The sequence below is a fragment of the Thiocapsa sp. C2-2m genome, from assembly GCF_041903745.1.
GTDB classification, from domain to species: domain Bacteria; phylum Pseudomonadota; class Gammaproteobacteria; order Chromatiales; family Chromatiaceae; genus Thiocapsa; species Thiocapsa roseilacustris.
Genome location: NZ_JBBWVD010000031.1, coordinates 1 through 21,867, shown reverse-complemented (window position 1 = coordinate 21,867; position 21,867 = coordinate 1). Strand labels below are relative to the sequence as shown.

The following is a 21,867-nucleotide window of genomic DNA, read 5'->3' as shown; positions in this document are numbered from 1 at the left end:
GATGATTGCATTCGTCAAGTCCGTCGAAGCCTCGTGCGGAACACGAAGCGGACAACTGCCGGGTAAAGGTTGATGGGCCTGTAAACGCTCAGTCCGGCCAAACTCTGGGGGAGCGTGCCCCCGTGTTTGTCGGCTGTGCCGTCGTTTGGGCGGGCTTTCGCGGCGTCGTTCCCGTACCGGCGACGATCGCGGAGCGTGGTCCGGACTCGCTCTGCTCCGTGTGCTTGTCGGTTGTCGACGAGGACGCAGTTCTGCTCGTCGTCGATCGAGTTGCCGCTTTCGGCTTGGCAGATACCTTGCGTGGTGCCGGCGGTGCCGGCGGTGCCGGGGATGCATCGGTCGGCGCCTCGGATGTTGCGGGCGCGTCGTCTTTGTTCGGCTGGTCACTCATCGAGGGTCTTCTCGGTTTCGAGCAGCGCATCGATCTCGCGTGCGAAATGCCGAAGCGGTTCTCCCGCCTGGGTCGCGTCGTCCTCGGCATGTAAAGTGATGTTCACATAGGTCCGCCCGAAACTCATGTCCGGATAGATGCCGACACGCTCCGAGAGGCTCGCCGCTCGATCCAGAAAGTCGCGAGTGGTCTCGTAGTCGGCGAACTCCAGACGGCGTTCGAGGCGTACGGGCCGCTGACGCTCGGTCCAGCCTTGATTCATGACGGGGGTCCCTTAAAAGTAGGCACGTTCAGCGGGCTCACGATACCGAGGGACTCCAAGTGAGGCCAGCCAGTCGTCGATCTCGCGGGCATGCGCAGATTCCTCGTTCAACAATGCCTCGAAGAAGTCGCCGTTGTCCTGATCCCCGATCCGACGACAGAAGATCACGGCCTCCCGATAGAGGGCAACGATCTCGGCTTCGAGCACCGCATCCTGCCGCAGCAGATCGACGAGGTTGCGTGCGACGCCGGCGGGGCGCAGGTGCGAGCCGTTCGGTGCCACACCCAGCGCCAACATCCGTTGGATGATGCGCTCGGCATGCTGCATCTCTTCGACTGTTTCCTCGCGCAGACGTACTGCTGCCTCGGGCAGACCCCAGGCTTCGGCGAGCGAGGCCTGGGTCATGTACTGCTGGACTGCGGACAGCTCCAAGCTCAAGGCGCGACCGAGATAGCCAAGGGTACGAGGATGAATGCGTGCGTGTCTCATGCTTCAACACCCTTTCCGCCGGTATCGAGCGGCTCAGGCTGAGTGCCGCTCGATCAGTCGGCCGCCGCCGGCAGAGTCCGGTTCAGGATCGGCTCGACCTCGCGGTGCGGACGGGCAATGATGTGCGCAGCAACCAGACCGTCGCCCACACGCTCGCAGGCATCAGCACCGGCGCGCACCGCGGCGTTCACTGCACCCGTTTCGCCGCGCACCAGCACGGTCACGTACCCGCCGCCGACGAACTCGCGTCCGATCAGGCGCACCTCGGCGGCCTTGGTCATGGCATCCGCCGCTTCGATGGCGGGTACCAGTCCGCGCGTCTCGATCATCCCCAATGCGATTCCGTAGCTTTCACTGGCCATCTGTGCTCTCCAATCTTAAGTGTCGTGTTGATGAGGTGGTTGCGATTTGCTCTAGCTTCTTAGCTAGCCTCCAGCTATCAGCTATCAGCTATCAGCCACTAGTCACCAATAACTAGTAACTAACAACTAACAACTAACAACTAACAACTAATAACTAATCACTAGCTTTCTGCTCATCGCGTACTGCTGACCTTTATTCAGTCGACGGCCGGGCCGCCGACCGGGAGGATCGGCTCGACCTCGCGGTGCGGGCGGGCAATGATGTGCGCCGCGACCAGGCCGTCTCCGACGCGCTCGCAGGCGTCGGCACCGGCGCGGACTGCGGCGTTGACCGCGCCCGTTTCGCCGCGCACCAGCACGGTCACGTAGCCCCCGCCGACGAACTCGCGCCCGATTAGGCGCACCTCGGCGGCCTTGGTCATGGCGTCCGCCGCTTCGATCGCGGGGACCAGTCCGCGGGTCTCGATCATCCCGAGCGCGATTCCGAATTTGTCGCTTGCCATCGTTCGTGTCTCCTCTGTGTACCAAGTCGCCGCGGGCGATGCTGCCCGATCATCTTCAATCCAGATTCAAAGCCCTTCGTCGATGCCGACCACGCCGGGCGATCCCGGCCGGACGGTGCCCCTCATGCCGCTTGGGCGGTGGTGACGGCGGCCGGCTCGACCGCCGCGGCCCGCTCTTCCTCCCACCGATCGATGATTCCGCCGATCGTCAGGTCGGTGAGGATCCCGGCGTCTCCCATCGCGTACCGGGCGGCCGACCCACTGACCACGAAGACCCAGTCTCCGGGGCGGGCATCCACCGGGTCGGTCGCGACGTAGTGCTTACCTTTCGTGTCCTGCAGCACCCGCAGATCCCAGTGTCCGAGCCCAGTAACGCGATGTGTGCAGACCAGCGAGCCGATGACCTGCCTGATCTCCATCAGCCTGCACCTCCCGACCCGGCGGCGCCGGTCTCGGGCGGCCAATGATCAATGATGCCGACGATGGTCAGATCGCTCGGATACTCCTTGCTGCCGGCCGCCTCGCGGGCCGCGGAGCTGCCGACACAGATCACCCAGTCACCGGGCACGCAGCCGACCGAATCGACCGCGACCTGCTGTGTGCTCCCGTCGCGCACCACCAAGAGGTGTTTGTGCTCGAACCCCGGAATCCGGTTCGTCGAGACCAGTGGACGCTCGACCTGACAGATCTTCATCAGTGGCCCCCCGCCGTAGGGGCGGTGAGCGAGCATCCGACGACTTCGATGCCGGCGCCCGCGTCGCTTTCGCGCACGACGAGCAGTCGGTGCAGCAGTCCCCGGTCTGCCAGATCGGCGAACCGGCCGGCGAGCGCGGCATCGAGCCGCCGACAGCGTGTCACCGCGCGTTCGCGCGCACCGGGCACCCCGCCGTGATAATCGAAGCGGATGACGATCGGGATGGGCAGACCGCGCGATACATTGAGCCCGCCGAAGATCTTGCGTCCCACGTCCAGATCCGCGGCCCCTTCCTCGACCGTGTACAGATAGGCGAAGTAGGTCAGGTTGCGCAGTTGGATCTCCTCGAACCCGATGCCCACACCCATGAAACGCTCGGCGTGACCCACATCCGCGTAGTGTCCGCCGTGCACCTGGCGCACATAGTCGATCTGCGACAGGTTGTTCTCGATCAGCCGTGCGACCATCCGAAGCATACCCGGATCGGCGGTTGCCGGGGCGTGCGCCTTGATCAACTCGGCGACCCGCGCACGCGCTGCGGTCGGCTCCAGGTCACGCGTAATCGCGTGCACCTTGATCGCGTCGACCGACTGCGCCAGATCCATGTTGCCCTGTCCGTCGGGCACATGGACCCGGATCGCGTCCGTGTCCGTGTCTAAACCGATCAGCAGCAGCGCCACCGATGCACCGCAGCAGAAGCCGTTCTCGACCGATTGGCGGAAGGCCAAGAGTCGGTCCAAGGCGGCCTGTGCGGCCGCCGCATCGTTCGACCCGTGGGCCGCGCAGCCCTGATGGTGCGGATCCACCGAGCTGTAGTGATAGATCACCGTCTTTAGATAGCGAGTCGGCGCATCCGCGGTGTTCGGTACGCCCTCGCGGAACCGCCCGAGCTCGACCTCGCCCCACTTGGAGACCGTATTCTCGACATCGAACAGTCCGCCGGCGTAGGGCTTGCGCCTCACCGCGCCGAACGGCAGACGCAGCACGTAGCTGATCGCATGGGCCAGGCGTCCGTCAGCACAGGGCGTCACATCCAGCTGGTGGAAGCCGCAGTCCTGGAGAAAACGCTCGAAGTCCCGAACCTCGCGTCCTCCGAGCGGGTCGTTCGAGAAGAAGTCATCCGCCATGCGACGGTAGGTCTCGAACACGCACCAGGCGAACAGGCGCCGCAGATCGAGCTGGGTCACCCAAGCATCCGCCAGCATGTGCTCGGGCAGGTCGAAGCCCAGCTCGGCCCGAGCGATCGACTGGGCCTTCGGCTCGAAGTCGGACTCATGCTGGAGGGCCGAGATCTGCTTGAGCACGGGTACGATCCGATCGAACGCCGTCTTGATCCGCTCCTCGTAACGCTGCAGCCTCGCGTTGCCCTCATGGTCGGTCAGCGGGTGTTGTCCGTTCGGACCCCGAGCCTGTCGGGACTCCGCTGCCGCAACGACGGCCCGCTTGGTCTGGCCTGCCGTGCGCTTGGCGGCATCGGCACCGGCTGCTCGAGACGGAGGCCGCGGCCGAATCCGCTGCCCCCGAGCCTTTGTCGCCTGCTCGGTCGTGGCCGGTGTCGGCCTAGCCGATTCGGCCGTCACCGGCTCCGGCGTCGCTGCGGGCGCACCGGACCCGGACTCGCCTCGCGCGCGCGGCCGGTAGGCCGTCGCGGCGGGTGCGGGTGCGGATGTCCAGATCAGGCTCGCTCGGGTTGGACGGCGTTGGCTCGACATGACCTCGTTGTCTCGTCAGGTTCCGGTGTTGGCTTGCATTCGGCTCGGTCGGGCAGACCCGATCCCTCGTGCCGGTCGCTCGTGCGGGGCTCAGCCCCGCGCTCCACCCGAGTAGGTGATGAGCGACCCGCGGTCCGTGTTGCCGCTGGCCCCGGTTACACGACTCACCGGCGCCGGAAGCTCCTCGTTGCGTTTGGGCTTGACAGCGGCCATCGCGGCCATCGGGCCCGGGCGGGTCGGGTTGCGGCGCCGTGCCGAGGGTCCCTCGGTCCCGGTGACACGCTCGCCACGCTCCCAATCGTCACCCGTGATCTTTTTCCCGGCGGATTGGCCCTCGCCCGTCACGCGGGAGCGGACCGCTGCCGGAGCCGTGTCGGATTCCGCCGTCTCGGTAGTCGCCATCTGTAGGAGGTTTTCCGGCACGGACGAGACACGGTCGAAGCGAAACTGCTCAGTGCCCGTGATCTTGCCCGTGCCCATCCCAAAAGGGCCGGTAATCCGCCCCTCCTGCTCATAGAGGGTGCCCGTCACACCGGTTCCTTGACTTGGCTGAAACGCCTGGCGTGCCGGCGACGCGACGCTGAAACTCTGCCAGGGCGCAGCCTCGATCGGCTGTGGCAGCGGTTGGGGGAAATCGCTGTGACCGGGCAGGGCACCGCTTCCGCAGGTCTCCTCGATTTGGTCGATCCCGATGTAGGGAGTCCCGCTGATCTCCTCGCAAGCACCCCTGGACGCACCCGTCATGGCCCCGCCGATCCCCGGCCGGATGCCGGTCATTCGCGCTGCCATTGCCGCTGCCATCGGGCGCATCCGCTCTGCGATCAGGCGCTGCTGCTCGGGGGCGCAATAGGTCGCCGTCTGCTCCAGCCCCGCATAGGGCGTGCCGGTGACCGCCTTGCAGGTGCCGGGCTCGTCACCCGTGACCCGACCCGAGCGCCCGGTCTGGGTGCCGGAGACCGACAGCCCCTTTCGTGTCGAGGACAGCCCGACCTTCGGTGCCTCCATCGGGGCCGGCTGGATGCCGCAGAACTCTTTGTACTGCTCGGCGCCGACATACTCGTCGCCGGTCACCAGCCGACAGCTGCCGGGCTCGTCGCCGGTCAGCTTCGCACTGCGACCGACCCGGGTGCCGGTCACGGAACCGCCGCCGAGTGTCTGCGTCAGGTTGACCTTCGGCGGCGCCTTCTTCAGATCGGGCAGTTCGCCGTTGGCCGAGGACATGTACTGGCTGCCGGTCGGCTGGATCCCCGCGCCGTGCTCGTTGCCCGTGACCTTTGCCGAGAGCCCCGGGAGGACGCCCGAGACGGCACGACCACCGGTGGTTTGGGTCCGCCCGGTCTGACGCGGGTTCGGCGTCAACTGAGTCCCGCAGAATGCGCTTGCCTGCTCGGCCGACAGATATTCCGTACCGGTCACGCTCTTGCAAGTCCCGGGCTCGTCGCCCGTCACCCGGGTCGACCGCCCCACCTCGTTGCCGGTCACGGCGTTGCCGTGACTTGTCGTGGTGACGTGAACCTTCGGGGCCTGTTTGGGTGGCTCGGCCTGGCAGAACTCGCGGAAGATCTCAGCGCCCATATATTCGGTACCCGTGACCTCGCGACAGACGCTCGGCTCGTCGCCCGTCACCGAGCGACTGCGCCCGACCCGGGTGCCGGTCACGAATTGACCTTGCGCGGTCTCGCTCAGACCGACCTTCCAGGGCTGATCTTCGGCCCCACCGACCGGACGCTCGCGCCCGGGCCTGACCCGGCCCGTGGCTTGGACCTTGCGCGTCCCAGCCGAGCCTGCGGCACTGCGATGGGCGCGGACGGTCTGGGCCAGATCGCGCCCGGACAGCTGCGGGTTCGCCTGCCGTGCGAGACTCGCCGTGGTGGCCGGCGTATTGACCGCGGCCTTGCCGCGCCCGGAGGTGGCGGAGCGTCGGGCGAGCGCCAGCATGCGCCCCGTGGGCTTGACGGCGGTGATCCGCTTGCCGTTGCGTCGCGACCCATTAGTCGTGCTGCCGTGTGAAGACGCGCCACGGCGATCCGACGAGAGACGCGCCGCGTCCGCCATCGAGCCGCGCTCGCCTGTCGTCTCCGGGTTCCCGCCGCAGCCACAGCCGCAGTCCGGCCTGTCCTCGCGAACGACCTTGGTCGGCATTTTCGCTGCAGGGGCGCGTGTGCGATCCGCCCTGCGATCCGCCCGCTTGCCGGCCTTCGACAGCGCTTCGCGCCGAGCCCTGGCCTCCGCGCGACTGGAGCCGGACGGAGACACCGGAGCCTGAACGCGCCGAACGGGCGAGGTGACCCTGGTCGCTGAAGGAGTCGATGCGCCACCGCTCCAGCCGCTGCTCGACACCGATTCCGCCGTGGCAGCCGGAGCAGACTGCGGCTGCGATGGCACAGGGCGACGCACCGCGGCGACGTCGGGCGTGCGGCTGCGTTCCGCCGCTCCGACGGCAGCGGTGGTTCGCTTGCCCTGAGTGGACAAGGCACGGCGACGTGCCAAGGCCGCCTCGCGGCCGCTCGATCTCAGATTCGCTTTGCTGGGCATGGTCGTTCCCTTGGACGTGGAGCGCGTGAGCAGTAACCGCGACGGAGGGACGGATCCCTGACTCCGTTCGCATCACCGGCTCGGCGATCGCGCCGCCCGCTCGGTGTTGAAACACTGGATCTCGGGTGCTCGGCACCGTACGGTCGGGCGATGCCTACAAGCAACGCTCGACCTCGACTGCCGTGGACCTTGCGATCAGCCGCGACCCTCGAATACCACGAAGCAGGAGCCCTGGCTCTGGGTGTAGTTGTCGTAGCCTGTCACCCGGACATGGTGATCCGGATAAGAGCGATGGCACGCCTCGAGCTCGCTCACCACCTGGGCTAGATCGGTCACGCCGAAGAAGGGCAGCTTCCACATCGTCCAGTAGTGGTTCATGGACTTCGCGGGATGGATATGCTCGATGCCCGGAGTCCAACCCTGAGCAATGATGTAGGCGATCTGATCGAAGATCTCCTCTTGGGTCATCGGCGGCAGGAAACCGAAGGTCTCTAGGGTGTATTTGGTCTGATAGTCGCCCGTGGTGCTTTGGAAAGGCATGATTTCGGTCCTCGTTGTGCGAATGCGTTGGGTTCGAGTGAGTGGTTCGGATGCGTCAGCTATCAGCTATCAGCCTGAGGCTCCGCCTAGCCCAGGGTTTGGCTCCTAGTCTGCCGCGTCGATGTCGCGGAGCGAATCTCAACGCGGCGAGAAGGACTCCACCCGGCATCGACTTGCTGGTAGCTGACAGCTGATCGCTGACAGCTAATAGATGCTCGCTGATAACCGGGGTCGGAGGCTTGCCCTCACCCCACGTCGAGCTTGTCGACCGTGTCGAACTCGAACTTGATCTCTTTCCAGGTCTCCATCGCGATCGCTAGCTCGGGGCTGTGCTTGGCCGCGCCAGCCATGATCTCGCGCGCTTCCTTCTCGAGCTCGCGACCTTCGTTACGGGCCTTCACGCAGGCTTCGAGCGCTACACGGTTGGCCGCCGCACCGGCCGCGTTGCCCCAGGGGTGCCCCTGGGTACCGCCGCCGAACTGCAGGACCGAGTCGTCGCCGAAGATGGTCACCAGTGCCGGCATGTGCCACACATGGATGCCGCCGGAGGCGACCGCGAAGACGCCGGGCATGGAGCCCCAATCCTGATCGAAAAAGATGCCGCGGGCGCGGTCTTCGGGGATGAAGGATTCGCGCAGCAGGTCGACGAAGCCGAGCGTGGAGCCGCGGTCACCCTCAAGCTTACCCACCACCGTGCCGGTATGCAGATGGTCGCCGCCCGACAGGCGCAGGCACTTGGCCAGTACCCGGAAGTGGATGCCGTGCTTGGGATGACGGTCGATGACCGCGTGCATCGCGCGATGGATGTGCAGCAGCACGCCGTTCTTGCGGCACCACTTGGCCAAACCGGTGTTGGCGGTGAAACCGCCGGTGAGGAAGTCGTGCATGATGATCGGCTGGCCCAGCTCCTTGGCGAACTCGGCACGCTCGTACATCTGCTCCGGGTCCGGGGCGGTGACGTTCAGATAGTGGCCCTTGCGCTCACCGGTCTCGGCCTGCGCCGCGGAGACGGCCTCGGCGACAAACTCGAATCGATTTTGCCACCGCATGAAGGGCTGAGAGTTGACGTTTTCGTCGTCCTTGGTCAAGTCGAGGCCGCCGCGCAGACACTCGTAGACCGCGCGTCCGTAGTTCTTGGCCGAGAGGCCGAGTTTCGGCTTGATCGTGGCGCCGAGCATCGGCCGGCCGTACTTGTTGAGCTTGTCACGCTCGACCTGGATGCCGCTCGGCGGTCCCATGCAGGTCTTGACGTAGGCGATGGGGAAACGGATATCCTCCAGGCGCAGATGACGCAGCGCCTTGAATCCGAACACGTTGCCGACGAGCGAGGTCAGGACGTTGACAACCGAGCCTTCTTCGAACAAATCGATTGGGTAGGCGATGAAGGCGTAAAAGGCCTCCTTGTCGCCGGGCACGTCTTCGATGCGATAGGCGCGACCCTTGTAGAACTCGAGATCGGTCAGGAGCTCCGACCACACCGTACTCCAGGTCCCGGTCGAGGACTCCGCGGCGACGGCGGCGGCGACCTCTTCGCGCGGAACACCGGGCTGCCCGGTGCATTTGAAACAGGCCAAGAGGTCGGTGTCGAGGGGGACATAGTCCGGTGTCCAGTACATGGCCCGGTATTCTTTCACACCGGCATCGTAGGTCTTCACGCTCATGGTCAGCTCCTGTGGTCTGTGCCTGATCCGCCTCGCCTGCGGAGGCTGTTTCGAACTCTGGGTGTAACCTTACTCTAGGGCGAGGTATAGAAGATATTCAATAATCTCTATCAATCGCATCGACGATAGTCTATATGTTTCGGCGATAACTTGACCCCGATGCGGAATGCAGTTTATTGCCTGTTGATGATAGGGTAATCGATTAGTCCTCCGCGAATCATAGATCTTTCTCGATATAGCGCTTGAGAAACTTCGATTATCGCTTAACTCACTCGGGCCGGATACTAACTTTCGTCTACAGTTGATGACTTCGGAGTAGTGCATGCGTGTACTCAACGAGATCCGTTTCGACAATCTTCGCGGGGACCTCTTCGGTGGCGTGACCGCCGCCGTCGTCGCGCTTCCGATGGCGCTCGCGTTCGGCGTCGCCTCGGGCGCCGGTGCCGAGGCCGGTCTTTACGGCGCCGTCTTGGTCGGTCTGTTCGCGGCGCTGTTCGGGGGCACACCGACGCTCATCTCCGAGCCGACCGGCCCGATGACCGTGGTCTTCACCGCGGTCATCGCCTCGCTGATCGCCGCCAACCCGGAGCAGGGCATGGCGATGGCGTTCACGGTCGTCATGCTCGCGGGCCTGTTCCAGATGGCGTTCGGTGCGATGAAGCTCGGCCGCTATGTCACCATGATGCCCTTCACGGTGATCTCCGGATTCATGTCGGGGATCGGGATCATCCTGATCATCCTGCAGCTGCCGGGACTCATCGGTCAGGCAGCGCCGGGTGGCGGGGTAATCGGGACCCTGCAGGCCCTGCCCGAGATGATTCGTGCAATCGATCCGCAGGAGGCGATCCTTGCGGGTCTGACCCTCGCGATCCTGCTCCTGATGCCCGCACGCATCAAGCGCATCCTGCCGCCTCAGCTGGTGGCGCTGGTTGTGGGCACGTTGATTGCCGTCTGGTGGCTGGGCGACCAGGATATACGTCGCATTGGGGAGATTCCCTCCGGTCTTCCATCGTTGCAGCTTCCGGTGTTTACCCTGGACCAATGGCAGACCATCCTGATCGACGCGGTCGTCTTGGCGATGCTCGGCTCGGTGGATGCCCTGCTGACCTCGGTGATCGCAGGCAGCTTGACCCGCAAGCAGATCGACTCGGACAAGGAGTTGCTCGGGCAGGGTGTCGGCAACCTGGCATCGGGCCTCTTCGGCGGTCTGCCGGGCGCCGGGGCGACCATGGGGACAGTTGTGAATATCCAAGCCGGCGGACGGTCCGCACTTTCGGGTCTGACTCGGGCGGCGATCCTAGCCGTGGTGGTGATTTGGGCGGGTGCACTGACCGCGAACATCCCGTTGGCGGTGCTTGCGGGCATCGCCGTGAAGGTCGGTATCGACATCATCGACTGGAGCTTTCTCGCCCGCGCCCACCGCGTGTCGATGAAAGGGGCTTTGATTACCTACGGCGTGATTCTGATGACGGTGTTCGTGGACCTGATCACCGCCGTGGCGATCGGCCTCTTCGTCGCCAATGTCCTCACCATTCGACGTCTTGCCGACCTGCAGGAGGAGTCAGTCTGTGTTCTCCCTGCACGGCGCAAGCAAGACGAGGCGCCCTGCGCGGGTCTGTCGTGCGAGGAGCGCTCGCTGCTCGCTCAAGGGCGCGGTCGGGTGAAGATCCTCTACCTTAGCGGCCCGCTGGTCTTCGGTGCCGCTGCCGCCATCAGTCGTCAGAGTCCCAAGCTAGAAGGCGCACAGGCGGTCGTCATTGATCTGAGTCAAGTCCCGCACATGGGGGTCACGACCGCCGTTGCGGTGGAGTCGACGGTACGCGATGCGCTCTCGCAAGGTCACGCGGTCTACATGGCCGGTGTGCACGGCCAGCCACGCGAACGTCTGGAGCACCTGGGTCTGCGTGGCGCCATGCGCGAGGATCGGTGGGTCGAGGATCGCGAGTCTGCATTGAAGCTTGCGTTGGAGCAGTTGCCGCCGCGGTAGCTGCGGGCCTGCGCGTCGGGACTTGTGCGCCGGGCCGTCTTGCCCTCGAGGTTACTCGCCAATACCTCCGGGACACCGCGGTATGACGGAACGAACGAGGAAACGATGATGGTGAGTGCAACCGAAACGGCAATCCGCTGGGTCGAGCAAGGCAAGATCCCCGACAGCGTGACGCGCAGCGGCATTCGTGCCTTGCTGCGCGGACGCCTGGCGACCTTGCCGACGGAGGATTGCGAGGCGGCGATGCGCGAGAAGCGCGACTTTATTGCCATGATGGACGCCTCTCCGATCGCGGACGTCCCGGAGCGGGCGAACGAGCAGCACTACGAGCTGCCGGCCGCCTTCTTCGATCTGGTGTTGGGGCCGCGTCGCAAATACAGCTCCTGTTACTGGCCCGAGAGCATCAAGTCTCTCGAAGAGGCGGAGGAGGCGTCTTTGGCGATCACGGCCGAACGGGCCGGCATTCAAGACGGCGATCGGGTGTTGGAGCTGGGATGCGGCTGGGGCGCCTTGAGTCTTTATCTGGCCGAGCGGTTTCCGAGCTCCCGGATCACCGGCGTGTCGAACTCAAGCGGGCAACGCGCCTTCATCGAGGCGCAGCGGGACCGACGGGGTCTGACGAACCTGGAGATTGTCACGGCGGACATGAACGATTTTCAGGCCGACGGCCCGTACGACCGAGTCGTTTCGCTGGAGATGTTCGAGCACATGCGCAACCATCGCAAGCTGTACGCGCGGGTGCATGACTGGCTGAGGCCTGGCGGGCGCCTCCTGATGCACATCTTCGTCCATCGAGAGCACCCCTATCCCTTCGAGGACGTCGGCCCGAGCGACTGGATGAGTCATTATTTCTTCGCAGGCGGTATCATGCCGAGCGACGATCTGCCGCTGCACTTTCAGGAGGATCTCAAGCTGGTGACACGCTGGCGCTGGGATGGCCGGCATTACGAGCGCACGCTAAATGCCTGGTTGGAGCGGATGGATGCCGGGCGCGACCGGATTTGGCCGATCCTCGAAGAGACCTACGGCAGCGATCAAGCAGGGGTCTGGTGGATGCGCTGGCGGCTCTTCTTCATGGCCTGCGCGGAGCTGTTCGGATATCGAAGGGGGCAGGAGTGGTATGTGAGCCACTATCTGTTCGAGCGTCCGGCCTGAGTCCGCCCCGACGATCATGGCCTTGGTGAGGCGCGTGACCGGCGGGGCGGTTACTGCGGCGTGGATCAGGCCTTGTCGTCCTTGTTCGTGTTGATCTTCAGCGGCATGTACGCGGGGCAGGTGCCGATCGCGCCGGTCGCGAGTACGACCAAGCCGATAATCGAGAAGAGCACCGTGCTGTTGACGATGCCCAGGAACACCAGGACGCCGCCGGCAGCCAGTCGGATGTTACGGTCGGTCTTGCCAACATTTTTGATCAGGGTCATGAATTCAACTCCGGTAAGTGAAAGGGGAAAAAGGATCGGGCACCTGCCGAGCTTCGCCGAGGGTGCGGGAATGTCGAGGCTGACCCCGATGGATTCGTCTGAATGGCCCGGCCGCTCCTGCATCGGTAACCGTCAGCGGAAACCGATACAGTATACCCGTTCCCGGGCCCTGGATTTGTTGCGATCCGGCAATGCGTGCCGACAATCGACTTGCAACCCTGACCCTGCGCGAGCCTCCGATGCTTCCGTGGGAGTCCCGGCGCTCCCCTTGGTTCCCCGATGAACCCACCTTCTCTTCCGAGTCAGCGGCTTCGGTGTGCCGCCCGCATCATCGCGGGAGGTGGTGTGGTCGCTTATCCGACCGAGGCCGTGTTCGGCTTGGGTTGCGATCCCCGCGACGGCGATGCGGTCGCGCGGATTCTGAGCATGAAGCGCCGTGATGTCGCCAAGGGGTTGATCCTGATCGCAGCGGATCCGAGTCAGCTCGAACCCTTCGTCCTGCCGCTCGCCGCCGATCGGATGGCGGAGATCCGAGCAAGCTGGCCGGGTCCGAACACCTGGTTGCTGCCGGCGCGGTCCGAGACACCGGGTTGGCTCACCGGGCGTTTCGACACCCTTGCAGTTCGGGTCACGCGACATCCACTCGCCGCCGCGCTTTGCCGCGCCTACGGCGGCGCCATTGTCTCCACGAGCGCGAATCAGGCCACCCGACGACCGGCGAGAACGGCCTTGCAGGTTCGGCTCGCGCTCGACGAGTCGCCGGACCTGATCCTCGCCGGGGTCTGTGTCGGCTCGGATCAGCCGTCCTGTATCCGCGACGGGCGGACGGGGCGGATGCTGAGGGCCTGATCGGCCGAGGGCAGGCACGATGGCCCTGAGGGCAGCAGCCCAAGGAAAAGGCCGCCGGTCCGGCGACGGCGGCGAGACGCAGGCCGGGGTCGCGCGGCGGGTGAGGGATCCCACGAGTGCGAAGCCTCAACGCCGATGTCGGAAGGTCCACGGCGTCTGGTGTTCCCCTTGGGTGCCCCAAATCCCCAACTCGGCAGCACGCGCCTTACGCTCCGCTCGGAAGAATCGCGACTCCTCGCAATAGCGAGGATAGACCGCAGCCTGCCCCTGCTTGACCTGCTCGAGGTTCAGCGAGAGTCGCTCACCCTTGGCGGTGTACACCTCGGCCACCGTCCGCCCGAAGCGGTCGGTCTCGATGGGCCGCATCTCGACCCGATCCGTAGCGAGTCGCTTGAGGTGCGCCCGCGACCGATTGCCCCAAGGCTTTTGGCCCTTCTCGGGCGCGTCGATACAGTACAGGCGAACTTCGACGGACTTGCCGCCGCAGGTCAGCCGGAGCGAATCTCCATCCAGCACCTGATCCATTGCGCAGAGTCGACCCGACCCGGCAAATGACCAGTCGACCGGGATCAGACCCGGTCCCCAACGCTCGATCACCCAAGCGCCGGTTACGGTGAGCGCGATCAGAAGGCTCGAGACGGCAAACCGACGCCCTCGCCACCATCGCCTCAAGGGCGCGAGCGCCGCGGCAGCCGGCCGTCAGCCATTGAGCCACAAATGCACGACGATGCTCGCGAAGTACCCCAAGGCGATCTCGGGCGTCCATCGCAGATGCGCGAAGAAGGTATAGACGCCGCGGGCTTGTCCCATCAGAGCGACCCCGGCGGCCGACCCGATCGACAGCAGGGATCCGCCGACCCCGGCGGTCAGGGTGACCAGGAGCCACTGGGTCTGGTCCATGTCCGGGTTCATAGTGAGGACCGCGAACATGACCGGGATGTTGTCGATCACCGCGGACATGAGGCCGATGGCGACGTTGGCCGGGATCGGTCCCCATTGCTCATACATCACATCCGAGGCCATGCCCAGATAGCCGATGAACCCGAGACCGCCGACACAGAGCACGACCCCGTAGAAGAACAGCAGGGTGTCCCACTCGGCGCGCGCGACCTTGTTGAAGACATCGAAGGGCGTGATGTCGCCGATCAGATTCGCGCGCTCGACGTTGCGCTGCTGCCAGCCGTGATGGCTCATCCGCAGGTAAAAGCCGAAGAATTGCAGATATCCGAGCCCGGTCAGCATGCCGATGACCGGTGGTAGGTGCAGGAAGTTGTGGAAGGCGACCGCTGTTGCGATCGTCAGCAGGAAAAGCAGGATGATGCGCCTGGCGCCGCGTCGCATGTGGATGTCCACCGCTGCCGTTTCGGCCTTCGTGTCGGCTGCTCGGTGGTTCGAGAACGATACCCGTCGAGTCGGTTTCGTCGGCACCGTTTCGGGCTTGGTGTCGGGCACGGCGTGGTGCATGAAGAGAGCGGGTATCAGGAAATTCACCAGCGCCGGAATAAAAAGATCGAAGAAGCCGAAGAAATCGATGATGCCCTTCTGCCAGACCATCAGCGTCGTGATGTCGCCGAATGGGCTGAAGGCCCCGCCCGCGTTGGCTGCGACCACGATGTTGATGCAGGCCAGTGTTACGAAACGGGTATTTTCGCCGCCGACCGCCATCACGACTGCGCACATCAAGAGCGCCGTGGTCAGGTTGTCCGCGACCGGCGAGATGCAGAACGCCAGTCCGCCCGTCATCCAGAAGAGCGCACGTAGACCGAAGCCCTTGCGGATCAACCAGGAGCGCAAGGCATCGAACACCTTTCGCTCCTGCATCGCATTGATGTAGGTCATGGCGACCAGCAGGAAGAGCATCAGCTCCGAGTATTCGAGCAGGTTGTGCCGCACCGCCACTTCGGCCTCGTGGGTGAGACCGTTCTGCGAATAGACGTAAGCGATCAGCGCCCAGATGAGGCCGGCCGCGATGATGACCGGCTTGGACTTGCGCAGGTGCAGGAACTCCTCGGCCATCACCAACGCATAGGCGATGGCGAAGATGATCAGGGCCGCATAGCCGACGCTATGCGAGGTCAAGTCGATCCACTGCCCGGACTCGCTCGCGAGCGTGAGGCCCGGCACGAGCAGAGCAAAAAGACCCATGAGGGGCACAAACGAAAGGCGTCCGGGGACACGCATCATGATGAATCCTGCCGGGATTGGGGTATCGGAGCCGCAGGCGATCGCGTCGGTGTTAAAGTCGACCGCGCGGTCTATCCTCAAGCGCCTGCATCGGCCGTCCTGCGCCGCAAGCGCTGTCGCCCGATGCGACAGGCCGTAAACTCCGCGCTCGCGCCGTGCGCCGACGGCGATACTCACGATACTAGCGGATTCATCAAGCGCCAAGCGGCTTTTGCATGGAACCACTACACAAGACCTTGACCATGACCCTTCTGATGACCCCGGACATGGCTAATTTTTCAGGCCATGTTCACGGGGTGCGACCCTGCGGTTGCTCGACCAGGTCGCCTATGCCTGCGCCGCGCGCTACTCGAACAACGACGTGGTCACCCTATCGGTGGACCAGGTCTTCTTTCGGCAGCCGCTGCGCGTGGGCGAGCTCGTCACCTGCCTGGCCTCGGTCAACTACACGGGCAACACCTCGATGGAGGTCGGGATCCGGGTGATCGCCGAGGAGATCATCCACAAGACCACCCGCCATGCCATGACCTCCTATTTCACGATGGTCGCGGTCGACGACCAAGGGCGTCCCGTGAAGGTGCCCACGCTGCAGGTCGAGACGCCGAACGAGCGTCGCCGCTAAGAGAGCGCGGCCCTGCGGCGGGAGCTCAGGCGCGAGATCGAGCGACGCAACGACGAGATTCGTCAGGTACATAAGAGTCGGGCGGGAGAGTCGTGACAGTCGCGGCCAATGCGTATCAAGGGCAGGCCCCGAATCTTCGAGCCGGATTTGAAACGTTTGTTTCCAACCGGCTCTCGTCACGAATGTCCAAGATTTGCTCACCCGATGGCTTTCTTACTGCGTTACGATACCGGCTGAGAGGTGGGGAACAAGGTCCCGACCCGACCTGGACCTGCCGCTCGGTGCTTGGTCCTTAGCGACCGTTCCGGACGCATTCCGGCCCTCGGCCGAAACGGCACCACTCAGGGCAAGCATCCGGACAGCGGACGCCGGGCTTCGATGCTGCGCGGGCGGCTAAACCTAAATCCGGCATTTAGAACCGCAACTGCGCAAAGGACGCATAGGAAAACAATAATTTGAAATACGAACGACGTTTACCCTTTGGGTGAGTAGCGTCACTGAAGCAAGGCATTGAAACCCAATGCGTCCTTTGCGGTTCAACTACTTTCTTAGGCTAAACGTTGAAGACGCCGAGCAGAGCGCTGCCTGCGTCACCCAGACTACACCCATCGAGCGAGCTCTCGTGGCTCTCGGTGAGCCGTCACGCGCGCCGCCAATCGCGCCCGCCCGCGGACCGCCCACCTGGAGGATGCTCCCGAGCCGATGCCGGACTGCGACCTCCGCGGCCAGCCCGAGCCTGACGTCAAGTTAGATCAGCGCGTCTCCTGGTAACCGCCATGCTCTGCCACAGATGGTGCCGTCGCCCCTGATCTCACGCCTGCCCGCTGCGCCTGCAATCTCCTCCCAAACCCCGCCGAAGTGCGTTCCGACACCTCAGAGCATGTCATTACCCAATTCTCTTCGAACAATCTGGATGCGGCTGTGCAAGTGATTGTTCTGGCGATTACGCGAAGATCTTGGGCAACGGCGAGCAGATCGAGCACGCCTTCCGGTGTACGCAATGCCGTCCTCTTCACCGACCGCCGGCTGATCCTGATCGACAAGCAGGGGCTGACAGGCAGAAAGGAACAACAGCGGCGAAGCGAAGAACGTGAAGAACCGGACCAAGCTCGAATGGCGCGACTGCTACCGCTAAGACTTGCCCGATCGGAAGGAACAGGCGTAGGTTGTGCCGAGCCGCGCGAGGCACAACCAACCGTCGGCGCAAGTTGTGCCTCCTATCGTCAGCACAACCTACGGGTATGGAAGTTTGCGGAAATCACCTAAGACTTGCCCGATCGGAAGGAACAGGTTCGGGTCTTGGCAAAAGTCAAGACCCGACCCCGACCCCGACCCCGAACTTCGGCTGTGGTCTTGGGTCCCGCGAAGCTCGTCGAAACAGGATTCGCGGTGCACCTCGAGGCTCAGGGTTTGATGTAGGTATACCCTTGCTGCTGGAGCCGAGACAACTCGGCCACGCCGCTCGGCACGATGTCGGCCTCGCTCACGTCGTACATCTCATCCATCTCGACTTCGCGGCCCTTCAGTGTATTGGCGCAGACCTCGAAGGCGACACCTTGCTGCTTCAACCCGTCGATCCGAGCCGCCATGTCCGCATCGGCGTTGGCGGCCTTCATTTTGGTGTCTGCCAAGGCGTCGGGCTCGACGAGTAACGAGATGCCGTCGCCGTGCATGACCACCTTCACTTCGATATTGTCGACCCCCACCGCATCGATGTGGTTTTGAATGTTGCGTAGTGCGGCGATTTGAGTCGCTGCATCGTCGACGTTGAGATGGTAGACGACCTTCTGTTGCGCGTACCGCTCGTCCGCGTGCGGCGCGCCGATCGCGAGAAGGCAAAGGCCCGAGGCTATGGTCAGTCGTTTCATCTTTAACTTGCTCCGATGGTGATCTTATTGTGGTTGAAGCTCCGCCAGTCGCTTCGAGACGACTCGCAAGCTTTCGGCACGCGTGTGAAGGACGCGTTCGATAGGACTCCGGCGTTGGCTCGTTGCCTAAGCATACGTCGGACGATCCGGACGGATTTCAATGTATGTGGCGAGGGATTAATGCTTCAGCTTTGTTTTTAGCAAAAAAGACGGGGGACGATTTCGGTCGCTATCCGCGCTACGGCGCGACACCGGTCAGGGATCGCCATCCCCGCGTCAGATGGCAGCCAACGCCGACTGTTCCGCGCCTTTCGGCTTTCTTAGGGGTATCCAACACCCGGGCGGCCGGGATGATATTTCCCGGCAATCACCTTAAAATCCGCCGTGCATTGCGGATCGCAATGACCAATGAAGACCATCGAGAGCGTAAAGGAGCTGCCAATGAGTATATCCATCAAAGAGTTGAAAGGGATTACGGACGCCATTGTCGAGGCGCTCAAAGCCAAGAACATCAGTGACAACGAGCACCTGCTTACGGCCGCCGCGACGCCGGCACAACGCAAGTCGCTCGCCGCCGAGTGTGGCTGCGACGCGCCGCAGATTCTCGCACTCGCCAACCGAGCGGACCTTGCGCGGATCAAAGGCGTCTCGGGTGTCTACTCCGATCTCCTTGAGCATGCCGGGGTCGATACCGTCAAGGAGCTCGCGACCCGCCGCGCCGACAACCTACATACCAAGATTCTCGAGACCAACTCGGCGCAGGATCTCACCCAGCGTCCTCCCACCCTGGCCCAAGTCGAAGACTGGATCGCGCAGGCGAAAGACCTGCCGAAGGTGCTGAGCTACTAAGGGTGTTGCACGGGGCCAACCAGGCCGCGCGTGGCTGCCGTCGCCGGGCGTTGATTGGTCTGTTCGGACCAGGTCGTCGATGAGTTGCGCAGCCGCTCAGCGGTTATCGGTTTGGCCCATCTGCTTCGCCCATTCGCCGCATAGCGTTCTGAAGGAGCGGCTGAGATCGAAGGCTTGCTCAAGGTCCATGAGCGCCGAGAACGCAGGTTGATCCGTCGTCTCTCGGTAATTGCCGCCGGCTATCCGTTCACCAAGCCAGCCTTTCGCGTTGCGTGGTCGTTCGGGGTCGAAATCGGGTGGGCTCTCGAACGCGAATCCGCGCTGCCCGTTTAGGGACGGTGCCGCAGCAAGAAACCATGCTTCATACTCGCGATTGGCCAGCACGACCGAGACGGACCGGTGCGGGACAACAGCGCGAGCACGCTCCAGAACCTGCAGCGCCAACTCTGCCGGACAGTCATCATCGGCGTCGAGCAGCACCAAGATCCAGCCTTGGTCGCCCGCTTTGGCGGCAGCCAACAGCAGGTGGCGACGAAACTCATCGTCTCGGTTCAAGAATCGATCGCGCCGGACGCGGATCGGCTGGGAAACGGCGGCGTTAACGTCGGGTGTCAGCCAAGCGCAGATGCGGCGCAGCAGAATCGGCAGGGCTGCAACTTCTCCGTCCCCCTCGACAATCGAGACGACAGTCATCATGTGTTGGGATCGCCGAACAGATCGGCCTGGCGCCGATCCTCGGCCGCGAGGACCTCGGCGTCGGGCGCCAGCTGGTTAAGTCGTAGAAGCTCACCAGCCGTGAAAAGCTGATCACTCAACGTGGAACGTGAAGCCTCGTCGAGCGGGGCGATGCGTGTCTCGCCTGCAATAGACACGACGGCAAGCAAGGCGTCTGCGGACAGACTCAAGTCATCGAGCAGGTGCGGGCTATGGCTCGTGACGATCACCTGCGTCTTCTCCGACGCCCGTTGCAGGGCCTCCCGCAGCGCGGCCGAGGCAGCGGGATGGAGCGCCGTCTCGGGCTCCTCGATGCCGATCACCGTTGGCGCGTCGTCCCGATTTCCCTGAAACAGCGCCGTCAAGACGCCCAGTGCGCGGAGTGTCCCGTCCGACATGTTCTGGGCGAGAAATCGCCTGGGGTGCTTGGCGCCGGCCATGTCCTGGCGGAACTCCAGGGTTTCCATAGGACCGATGGCCTTGCGCTCGACACCATGCACCATCGGCACGACGATCTGCAGGTATTCCTGGATGACTCCCAGCGCATCCGGTGCCGTGCGCTCGAGATGACCGATGACACTGGCGATATTCTCTCCCGCAGGCTTCAGCAAACGCCCATCCTGGGGTTTCTGTAGCTCACGGATCAGCTTCGGATTCAGGTTGTAGAACCCCATGGCCGTCAAAGCATCGAAGACGGGGCGAAACACCGATAGGCCCGATGCACTGACCAGGGCCAAGCGATCAGACGCCACGGAGGGGAAGGTGGCTTCGCTACTGGCCTTCAACTTACCGCGTTCGAGTCGAAAGTAAGGCCCCTTGCCGACACCTTCGAGCACGCATTCCTCGGTCTGTACCTCGTATCCACCCCCGGAGAGCGCACCGACATTGAAGGCATAGTGACCCGGTCGCCCGTCGCGCAAGCGAAACTCCAGGCGCATCCCGCAATGTGTCGGATGGCCACTCGATCGGCGACGCACCTCCGACAACCCGCCACGTTCGCTCAAGGCGTTGTCCAGCGAGCCCATCAAGGCATCCCGTACCAGGTGCAAGGCGTCAACGAAGTTGCTTTTGCCAGATCCGTTGGCCCCGACGAGGTAGGTCAAAGGGCCGAGGCGATCTGCTCGCAATAAAGCATGACGCATCGGGCACCTTGGAGCTGCTGGACCACGTCTGAAGGTACCGCCTTGGTCCGATTGAGCTCAAGGTAAAGGATACGCCCCTTTTTCTCCGAAGCAGCGACGATGGCGTAATCGGCACGTTTACATTCCCCGTTGTGGCAACCGAACAAGGCGTCAGGGGAAGGGAAGCAGTCGATCTTGATGACGATGGTGTCGGCAGGGAGACCGCGGATCCTCGGCTTCGAGTCCAGTGCTTGGGCGATTTCCGCAAACTTCCATACCCGTAGGTTGTGCTGACGACCTTGATGATGTAATCGCTGTGCGTCGTGATAAAGACTTTGACGCCGATGTTCAGCAGTCTGGCAAAAAGCCGTGCCACCTTTCTCTGATTCTCGGGATGAAGATTCAGCTCCGGCTCGTCCACAATGAGCAGATCGCCCGGTTGCGCCACGTGAGCCAAATAAAAGCCTACATCCAGCAGGGATCGAACCGCGCTTGAGCTTTCATCCATGGACAAACGGATCCGCTTCCCATTCGGGATATAGTATAATTCGTCGTTTCGTGTGACCGTGTATTCGCCACCGATGATGTCGGCAAAGTCGGTCAATAAATCGGGGTGCTTGTGTGCGACAAAGCTCTTGTGCTTGACGAGCGTTTCGATCTGCCGGGTGAACTCGACATTGGTCTTGACCGGCAACGCGTAATCCTAATACGCCTTCGACAACCATTCGATCGGGCTGAGGTCTTTGTCGGATTGAGTGACATGCTCCAGCAATCGATTGCGTGCAAAGTTAAGTTCTTTCCGAAAAATCGCTGCACCTGTTCGTTCAGCGCTGGCGATAAAGGGCGGTGGAAACAGATGTCCAAAGAGGATGTCCTTGATGGCGTCACCGATCACGCGCTGGATGACCTCGGACGGGATGCGAACCCAATGCCGTTAAGTTAGCGTTTTTTCAATTATAAATCGCTGAAAATGTTAGAATCGTTCTGTATTCACAACCCGATGCGAGGGCACCCAAATGGTACTCAAACCCAAGGCGACTGAGTTCACTCCCACTGAAATCGCACACATAACGGGAATTTTCTTCTATCTATAGGGCTATAAG

General features: G+C 63.3%; 22 protein-coding genes and 1 pseudogene. 5 read left to right on the top strand and 18 right to left on the bottom strand.

Features of this window, described 5'->3' with window-relative positions:
- Positions 1-383: 383 nt before the first annotated feature.
- The 10 genes from AADX97_RS21200 to AADX97_RS21155 all read right to left on the bottom strand — a co-directional run bounded on the left by AADX97_RS21200 (position 384) and on the right by AADX97_RS21155 (position 9,149).
- Positions 384-653: a 4a-hydroxytetrahydrobiopterin dehydratase gene (locus tag AADX97_RS21200; RefSeq protein WP_374236496.1), complete on the bottom strand. Its 270-nt coding sequence runs from the start codon at positions 651-653 to the stop codon at positions 384-386.
- 12 nt (positions 654-665) lie between these two features.
- Entirely contained in the window at positions 666-1,142 is a 477-nt protein-coding gene (locus tag AADX97_RS21195; protein WP_374236497.1) for a bacterioferritin, read from the bottom strand.
- A 53-nt stretch (positions 1,143-1,195) separates the two neighbouring features.
- Entirely contained in the window at positions 1,196-1,504 is a 309-nt protein-coding gene (locus tag AADX97_RS21190) for a BMC domain-containing protein (protein ID WP_093036077.1), read from the bottom strand.
- Between the two features lie 197 nt (positions 1,505-1,701).
- Positions 1,702-2,007 carry a BMC domain-containing protein gene (locus tag AADX97_RS21185; RefSeq protein ID WP_007195590.1) on the bottom strand — a complete coding sequence of 102 codons (306 nt, stop codon included), beginning with the start codon at positions 2,005-2,007 and terminating at the stop codon, positions 1,702-1,704.
- Between the two features lie 122 nt (positions 2,008-2,129).
- A complete protein-coding gene (locus tag AADX97_RS21180; RefSeq protein ID WP_374236498.1) occupies positions 2,130-2,426 on the bottom strand; it encodes a carboxysome peptide B in 297 nt (98 codons plus the stop codon).
- Positions 2,426-2,701 carry a carboxysome peptide A gene (locus tag AADX97_RS21175; protein ID WP_374236499.1) on the bottom strand — a complete coding sequence of 92 codons (276 nt, stop codon included), beginning with the start codon at positions 2,699-2,701 and terminating at the stop codon, positions 2,426-2,428. The genes AADX97_RS21180 and AADX97_RS21175 overlap by 1 nt, the downstream gene beginning before the upstream one ends.
- On the bottom strand, positions 2,701-4,413 hold the full coding sequence (locus AADX97_RS21170) for a carboxysome shell carbonic anhydrase (RefSeq protein WP_374236500.1): 1,713 nt from the start codon (positions 4,411-4,413) through the stop codon (positions 2,701-2,703). Before AADX97_RS21170 ends, AADX97_RS21175 begins: the two co-directional genes overlap by 1 nt.
- A gap of 90 nt (positions 4,414-4,503) precedes the next feature.
- Positions 4,504-6,555 carry a CsoS2 family carboxysome shell protein gene (locus tag AADX97_RS21165; protein WP_374236501.1) on the bottom strand — a complete coding sequence of 684 codons (2,052 nt, stop codon included), beginning with the start codon at positions 6,553-6,555 and terminating at the stop codon, positions 4,504-4,506.
- Positions 6,556-7,143: 588 nt separating this feature from the next.
- The gene (locus AADX97_RS21160) at positions 7,144-7,488 is read right to left on the bottom strand and encodes a ribulose bisphosphate carboxylase small subunit (protein ID WP_374236502.1); all 345 of its coding nucleotides are present in this window, start codon (positions 7,486-7,488) and stop codon (positions 7,144-7,146) included.
- Positions 7,489-7,733: 245 nt separating this feature from the next.
- Positions 7,734-9,149 (bottom strand): form I ribulose bisphosphate carboxylase large subunit, encoded by a 1,416-nt coding sequence (locus AADX97_RS21155; protein WP_374236503.1) that lies wholly within the window; start codon positions 9,147-9,149, stop codon positions 7,734-7,736.
- Between the two features lie 322 nt (positions 9,150-9,471).
- Between AADX97_RS21155 and AADX97_RS21150 the strand changes: the two genes are divergently transcribed.
- Both AADX97_RS21150 and AADX97_RS21145 read left to right on the top strand, forming a co-directional pair.
- Positions 9,472-11,136 (top strand): SulP family inorganic anion transporter, encoded by a 1,665-nt coding sequence (locus AADX97_RS21150; protein ID WP_374236504.1) that lies wholly within the window; start codon positions 9,472-9,474, stop codon positions 11,134-11,136.
- A gap of 108 nt (positions 11,137-11,244) precedes the next feature.
- Positions 11,245-12,291: a cyclopropane-fatty-acyl-phospholipid synthase family protein gene (locus tag AADX97_RS21145; RefSeq protein WP_374236517.1), complete on the top strand. Its 1,047-nt coding sequence runs from the start codon at positions 11,245-11,247 to the stop codon at positions 12,289-12,291.
- A gap of 65 nt (positions 12,292-12,356) precedes the next feature.
- On the opposite strand, the gene AADX97_RS21140 is transcribed toward AADX97_RS21145, so the two are convergent.
- Positions 12,357-12,680 (bottom strand): DUF2892 domain-containing protein, encoded by a 324-nt coding sequence (locus AADX97_RS21140; RefSeq protein ID WP_374236505.1) that lies wholly within the window; start codon positions 12,678-12,680, stop codon positions 12,357-12,359.
- A 156-nt stretch (positions 12,681-12,836) separates the two neighbouring features.
- Between AADX97_RS21140 and AADX97_RS21135 the strand changes: the two genes are divergently transcribed.
- Entirely contained in the window at positions 12,837-13,406 is a 570-nt protein-coding gene (locus AADX97_RS21135) for an L-threonylcarbamoyladenylate synthase (protein WP_374236506.1), read from the top strand.
- Between the two features lie 126 nt (positions 13,407-13,532).
- On the opposite strand, the gene AADX97_RS21130 is transcribed toward AADX97_RS21135, so the two are convergent.
- Together AADX97_RS21130 and nhaD are read right to left on the bottom strand one after the other, a co-directional pair.
- Positions 13,533-14,078, bottom strand: a complete 546-nt coding sequence (locus tag AADX97_RS21130; RefSeq protein WP_374236507.1) for a thermonuclease family protein — start codon at positions 14,076-14,078, stop codon at positions 13,533-13,535.
- A 27-nt stretch (positions 14,079-14,105) separates the two neighbouring features.
- Positions 14,106-15,590 carry a sodium:proton antiporter NhaD gene (nhaD, locus tag AADX97_RS21125; protein ID WP_374236518.1) on the bottom strand — a complete coding sequence of 495 codons (1,485 nt, stop codon included), beginning with the start codon at positions 15,588-15,590 and terminating at the stop codon, positions 14,106-14,108.
- A 215-nt stretch (positions 15,591-15,805) separates the two neighbouring features.
- Here nhaD and AADX97_RS21120 point away from each other — a divergent pair.
- A pseudogene (locus tag AADX97_RS21120) lies at positions 15,806-16,308 on the top strand (acyl-CoA thioesterase).
- A gap of 1,307 nt (positions 16,309-17,615) precedes the next feature.
- On the opposite strand, the gene AADX97_RS21115 reads toward AADX97_RS21120, so the two are convergent.
- On the bottom strand, positions 17,616-18,080 hold the full coding sequence (locus AADX97_RS21115) for a DsrE family protein (protein WP_374236508.1): 465 nt from the start codon (positions 18,078-18,080) through the stop codon (positions 17,616-17,618).
- A gap of 441 nt (positions 18,081-18,521) precedes the next feature.
- On the opposite strand from AADX97_RS21115, the gene AADX97_RS21110 reads away from it, so the two are divergent.
- The gene (locus tag AADX97_RS21110; RefSeq protein ID WP_374236509.1) at positions 18,522-18,929 is read left to right on the top strand and encodes a DUF4332 domain-containing protein; all 408 of its coding nucleotides are present in this window, start codon (positions 18,522-18,524) and stop codon (positions 18,927-18,929) included.
- A 96-nt stretch (positions 18,930-19,025) separates the two neighbouring features.
- Here AADX97_RS21110 and AADX97_RS21105 read toward each other — a convergent pair whose 3' ends face one another.
- The 4 genes from AADX97_RS21105 to AADX97_RS21090 are packed head-to-tail and all read right to left on the bottom strand — an operon-like array spanning position 19,026 to position 21,659.
- The gene (locus AADX97_RS21105) at positions 19,026-19,625 is read right to left on the bottom strand and encodes a DUF4276 family protein (protein ID WP_374236510.1); all 600 of its coding nucleotides are present in this window, start codon (positions 19,623-19,625) and stop codon (positions 19,026-19,028) included.
- Positions 19,622-20,692, bottom strand: a complete 1,071-nt coding sequence (locus AADX97_RS21100; RefSeq protein ID WP_374236511.1) for an AAA family ATPase — start codon at positions 20,690-20,692, stop codon at positions 19,622-19,624. Before AADX97_RS21100 ends, AADX97_RS21105 begins: the two co-directional genes overlap by 4 nt.
- Positions 20,693-20,696: 4 nt before the next feature.
- A complete protein-coding gene (locus AADX97_RS21095; RefSeq protein ID WP_374236512.1) occupies positions 20,697-21,458 on the bottom strand; it encodes an AAA family ATPase in 762 nt (253 codons plus the stop codon).
- A gap of 9 nt (positions 21,459-21,467) precedes the next feature.
- Complete coding sequence (locus AADX97_RS21090; RefSeq protein ID WP_374236513.1) at positions 21,468-21,659, bottom strand: hypothetical protein; 192 nt, start codon at positions 21,657-21,659, stop codon at positions 21,468-21,470.
- Positions 21,660-21,867 lie beyond the last annotated feature (208 nt).

What these genes read in the sequence shown, in the direction of transcription:
- AADX97_RS21200 (WP_374236496.1), bottom strand. Translation starts at nt 653, where the DNA reads ATGAATCAAGGCTGGACCGAGCGTCAGCGGCCCGTACGCCTCGAACGC.
- AADX97_RS21195 (WP_374236497.1), bottom strand. Translation starts at nt 1,142, where the DNA reads ATGAGACACGCACGCATTCATCCTCGTACCCTTGGCTATCTCGGTCGC.
- AADX97_RS21190 (WP_093036077.1), bottom strand. Translation starts at nt 1,504, where the DNA reads ATGGCCAGTGAAAGCTACGGAATCGCATTGGGGATGATCGAGACGCGC.
- AADX97_RS21185 (WP_007195590.1), bottom strand. Translation starts at nt 2,007, where the DNA reads ATGGCAAGCGACAAATTCGGAATCGCGCTCGGGATGATCGAGACCCGC.
- AADX97_RS21180 (WP_374236498.1), bottom strand. Translation starts at nt 2,426, where the DNA reads ATGGAGATCAGGCAGGTCATCGGCTCGCTGGTCTGCACACATCGCGTT.
- AADX97_RS21175 (WP_374236499.1), bottom strand. Translation starts at nt 2,701, where the DNA reads ATGAAGATCTGTCAGGTCGAGCGTCCACTGGTCTCGACGAACCGGATT.
- AADX97_RS21170 (WP_374236500.1), bottom strand. Translation starts at nt 4,413, where the DNA reads ATGTCGAGCCAACGCCGTCCAACCCGAGCGAGCCTGATCTGGACATCC.
- AADX97_RS21165 (WP_374236501.1), bottom strand. Translation starts at nt 6,555, where the DNA reads ATGCCGACCAAGGTCGTTCGCGAGGACAGGCCGGACTGCGGCTGTGGC.
- AADX97_RS21160 (WP_374236502.1), bottom strand. Translation starts at nt 7,488, where the DNA reads ATGCCTTTCCAAAGCACCACGGGCGACTATCAGACCAAATACACCCTA.
- AADX97_RS21155 (WP_374236503.1), bottom strand. Translation starts at nt 9,149, where the DNA reads ATGAGCGTGAAGACCTACGATGCCGGTGTGAAAGAATACCGGGCCATG.
- AADX97_RS21150 (WP_374236504.1), top strand. Translation starts at nt 9,472, where the DNA reads ATGCGTGTACTCAACGAGATCCGTTTCGACAATCTTCGCGGGGACCTC.
- AADX97_RS21145 (WP_374236517.1), top strand. Translation starts at nt 11,245, where the DNA reads ATGGTGAGTGCAACCGAAACGGCAATCCGCTGGGTCGAGCAAGGCAAG.
- AADX97_RS21140 (WP_374236505.1), bottom strand. Translation starts at nt 12,680, where the DNA reads ATGCAGGAGCGGCCGGGCCATTCAGACGAATCCATCGGGGTCAGCCTC.
- AADX97_RS21135 (WP_374236506.1), top strand. Translation starts at nt 12,837, where the DNA reads ATGAACCCACCTTCTCTTCCGAGTCAGCGGCTTCGGTGTGCCGCCCGC.
- nhaD (WP_374236518.1), bottom strand. Translation starts at nt 15,590, where the DNA reads ATGATGCGTGTCCCCGGACGCCTTTCGTTTGTGCCCCTCATGGGTCTT.
- AADX97_RS21115 (WP_374236508.1), bottom strand. Translation starts at nt 18,080, where the DNA reads ATGAAACGACTGACCATAGCCTCGGGCCTTTGCCTTCTCGCGATCGGC.
- AADX97_RS21110 (WP_374236509.1), top strand. Translation starts at nt 18,522, where the DNA reads ATGAGTATATCCATCAAAGAGTTGAAAGGGATTACGGACGCCATTGTC.
- AADX97_RS21105 (WP_374236510.1), bottom strand. Translation starts at nt 19,625, where the DNA reads ATGATGACTGTCGTCTCGATTGTCGAGGGGGACGGAGAAGTTGCAGCC.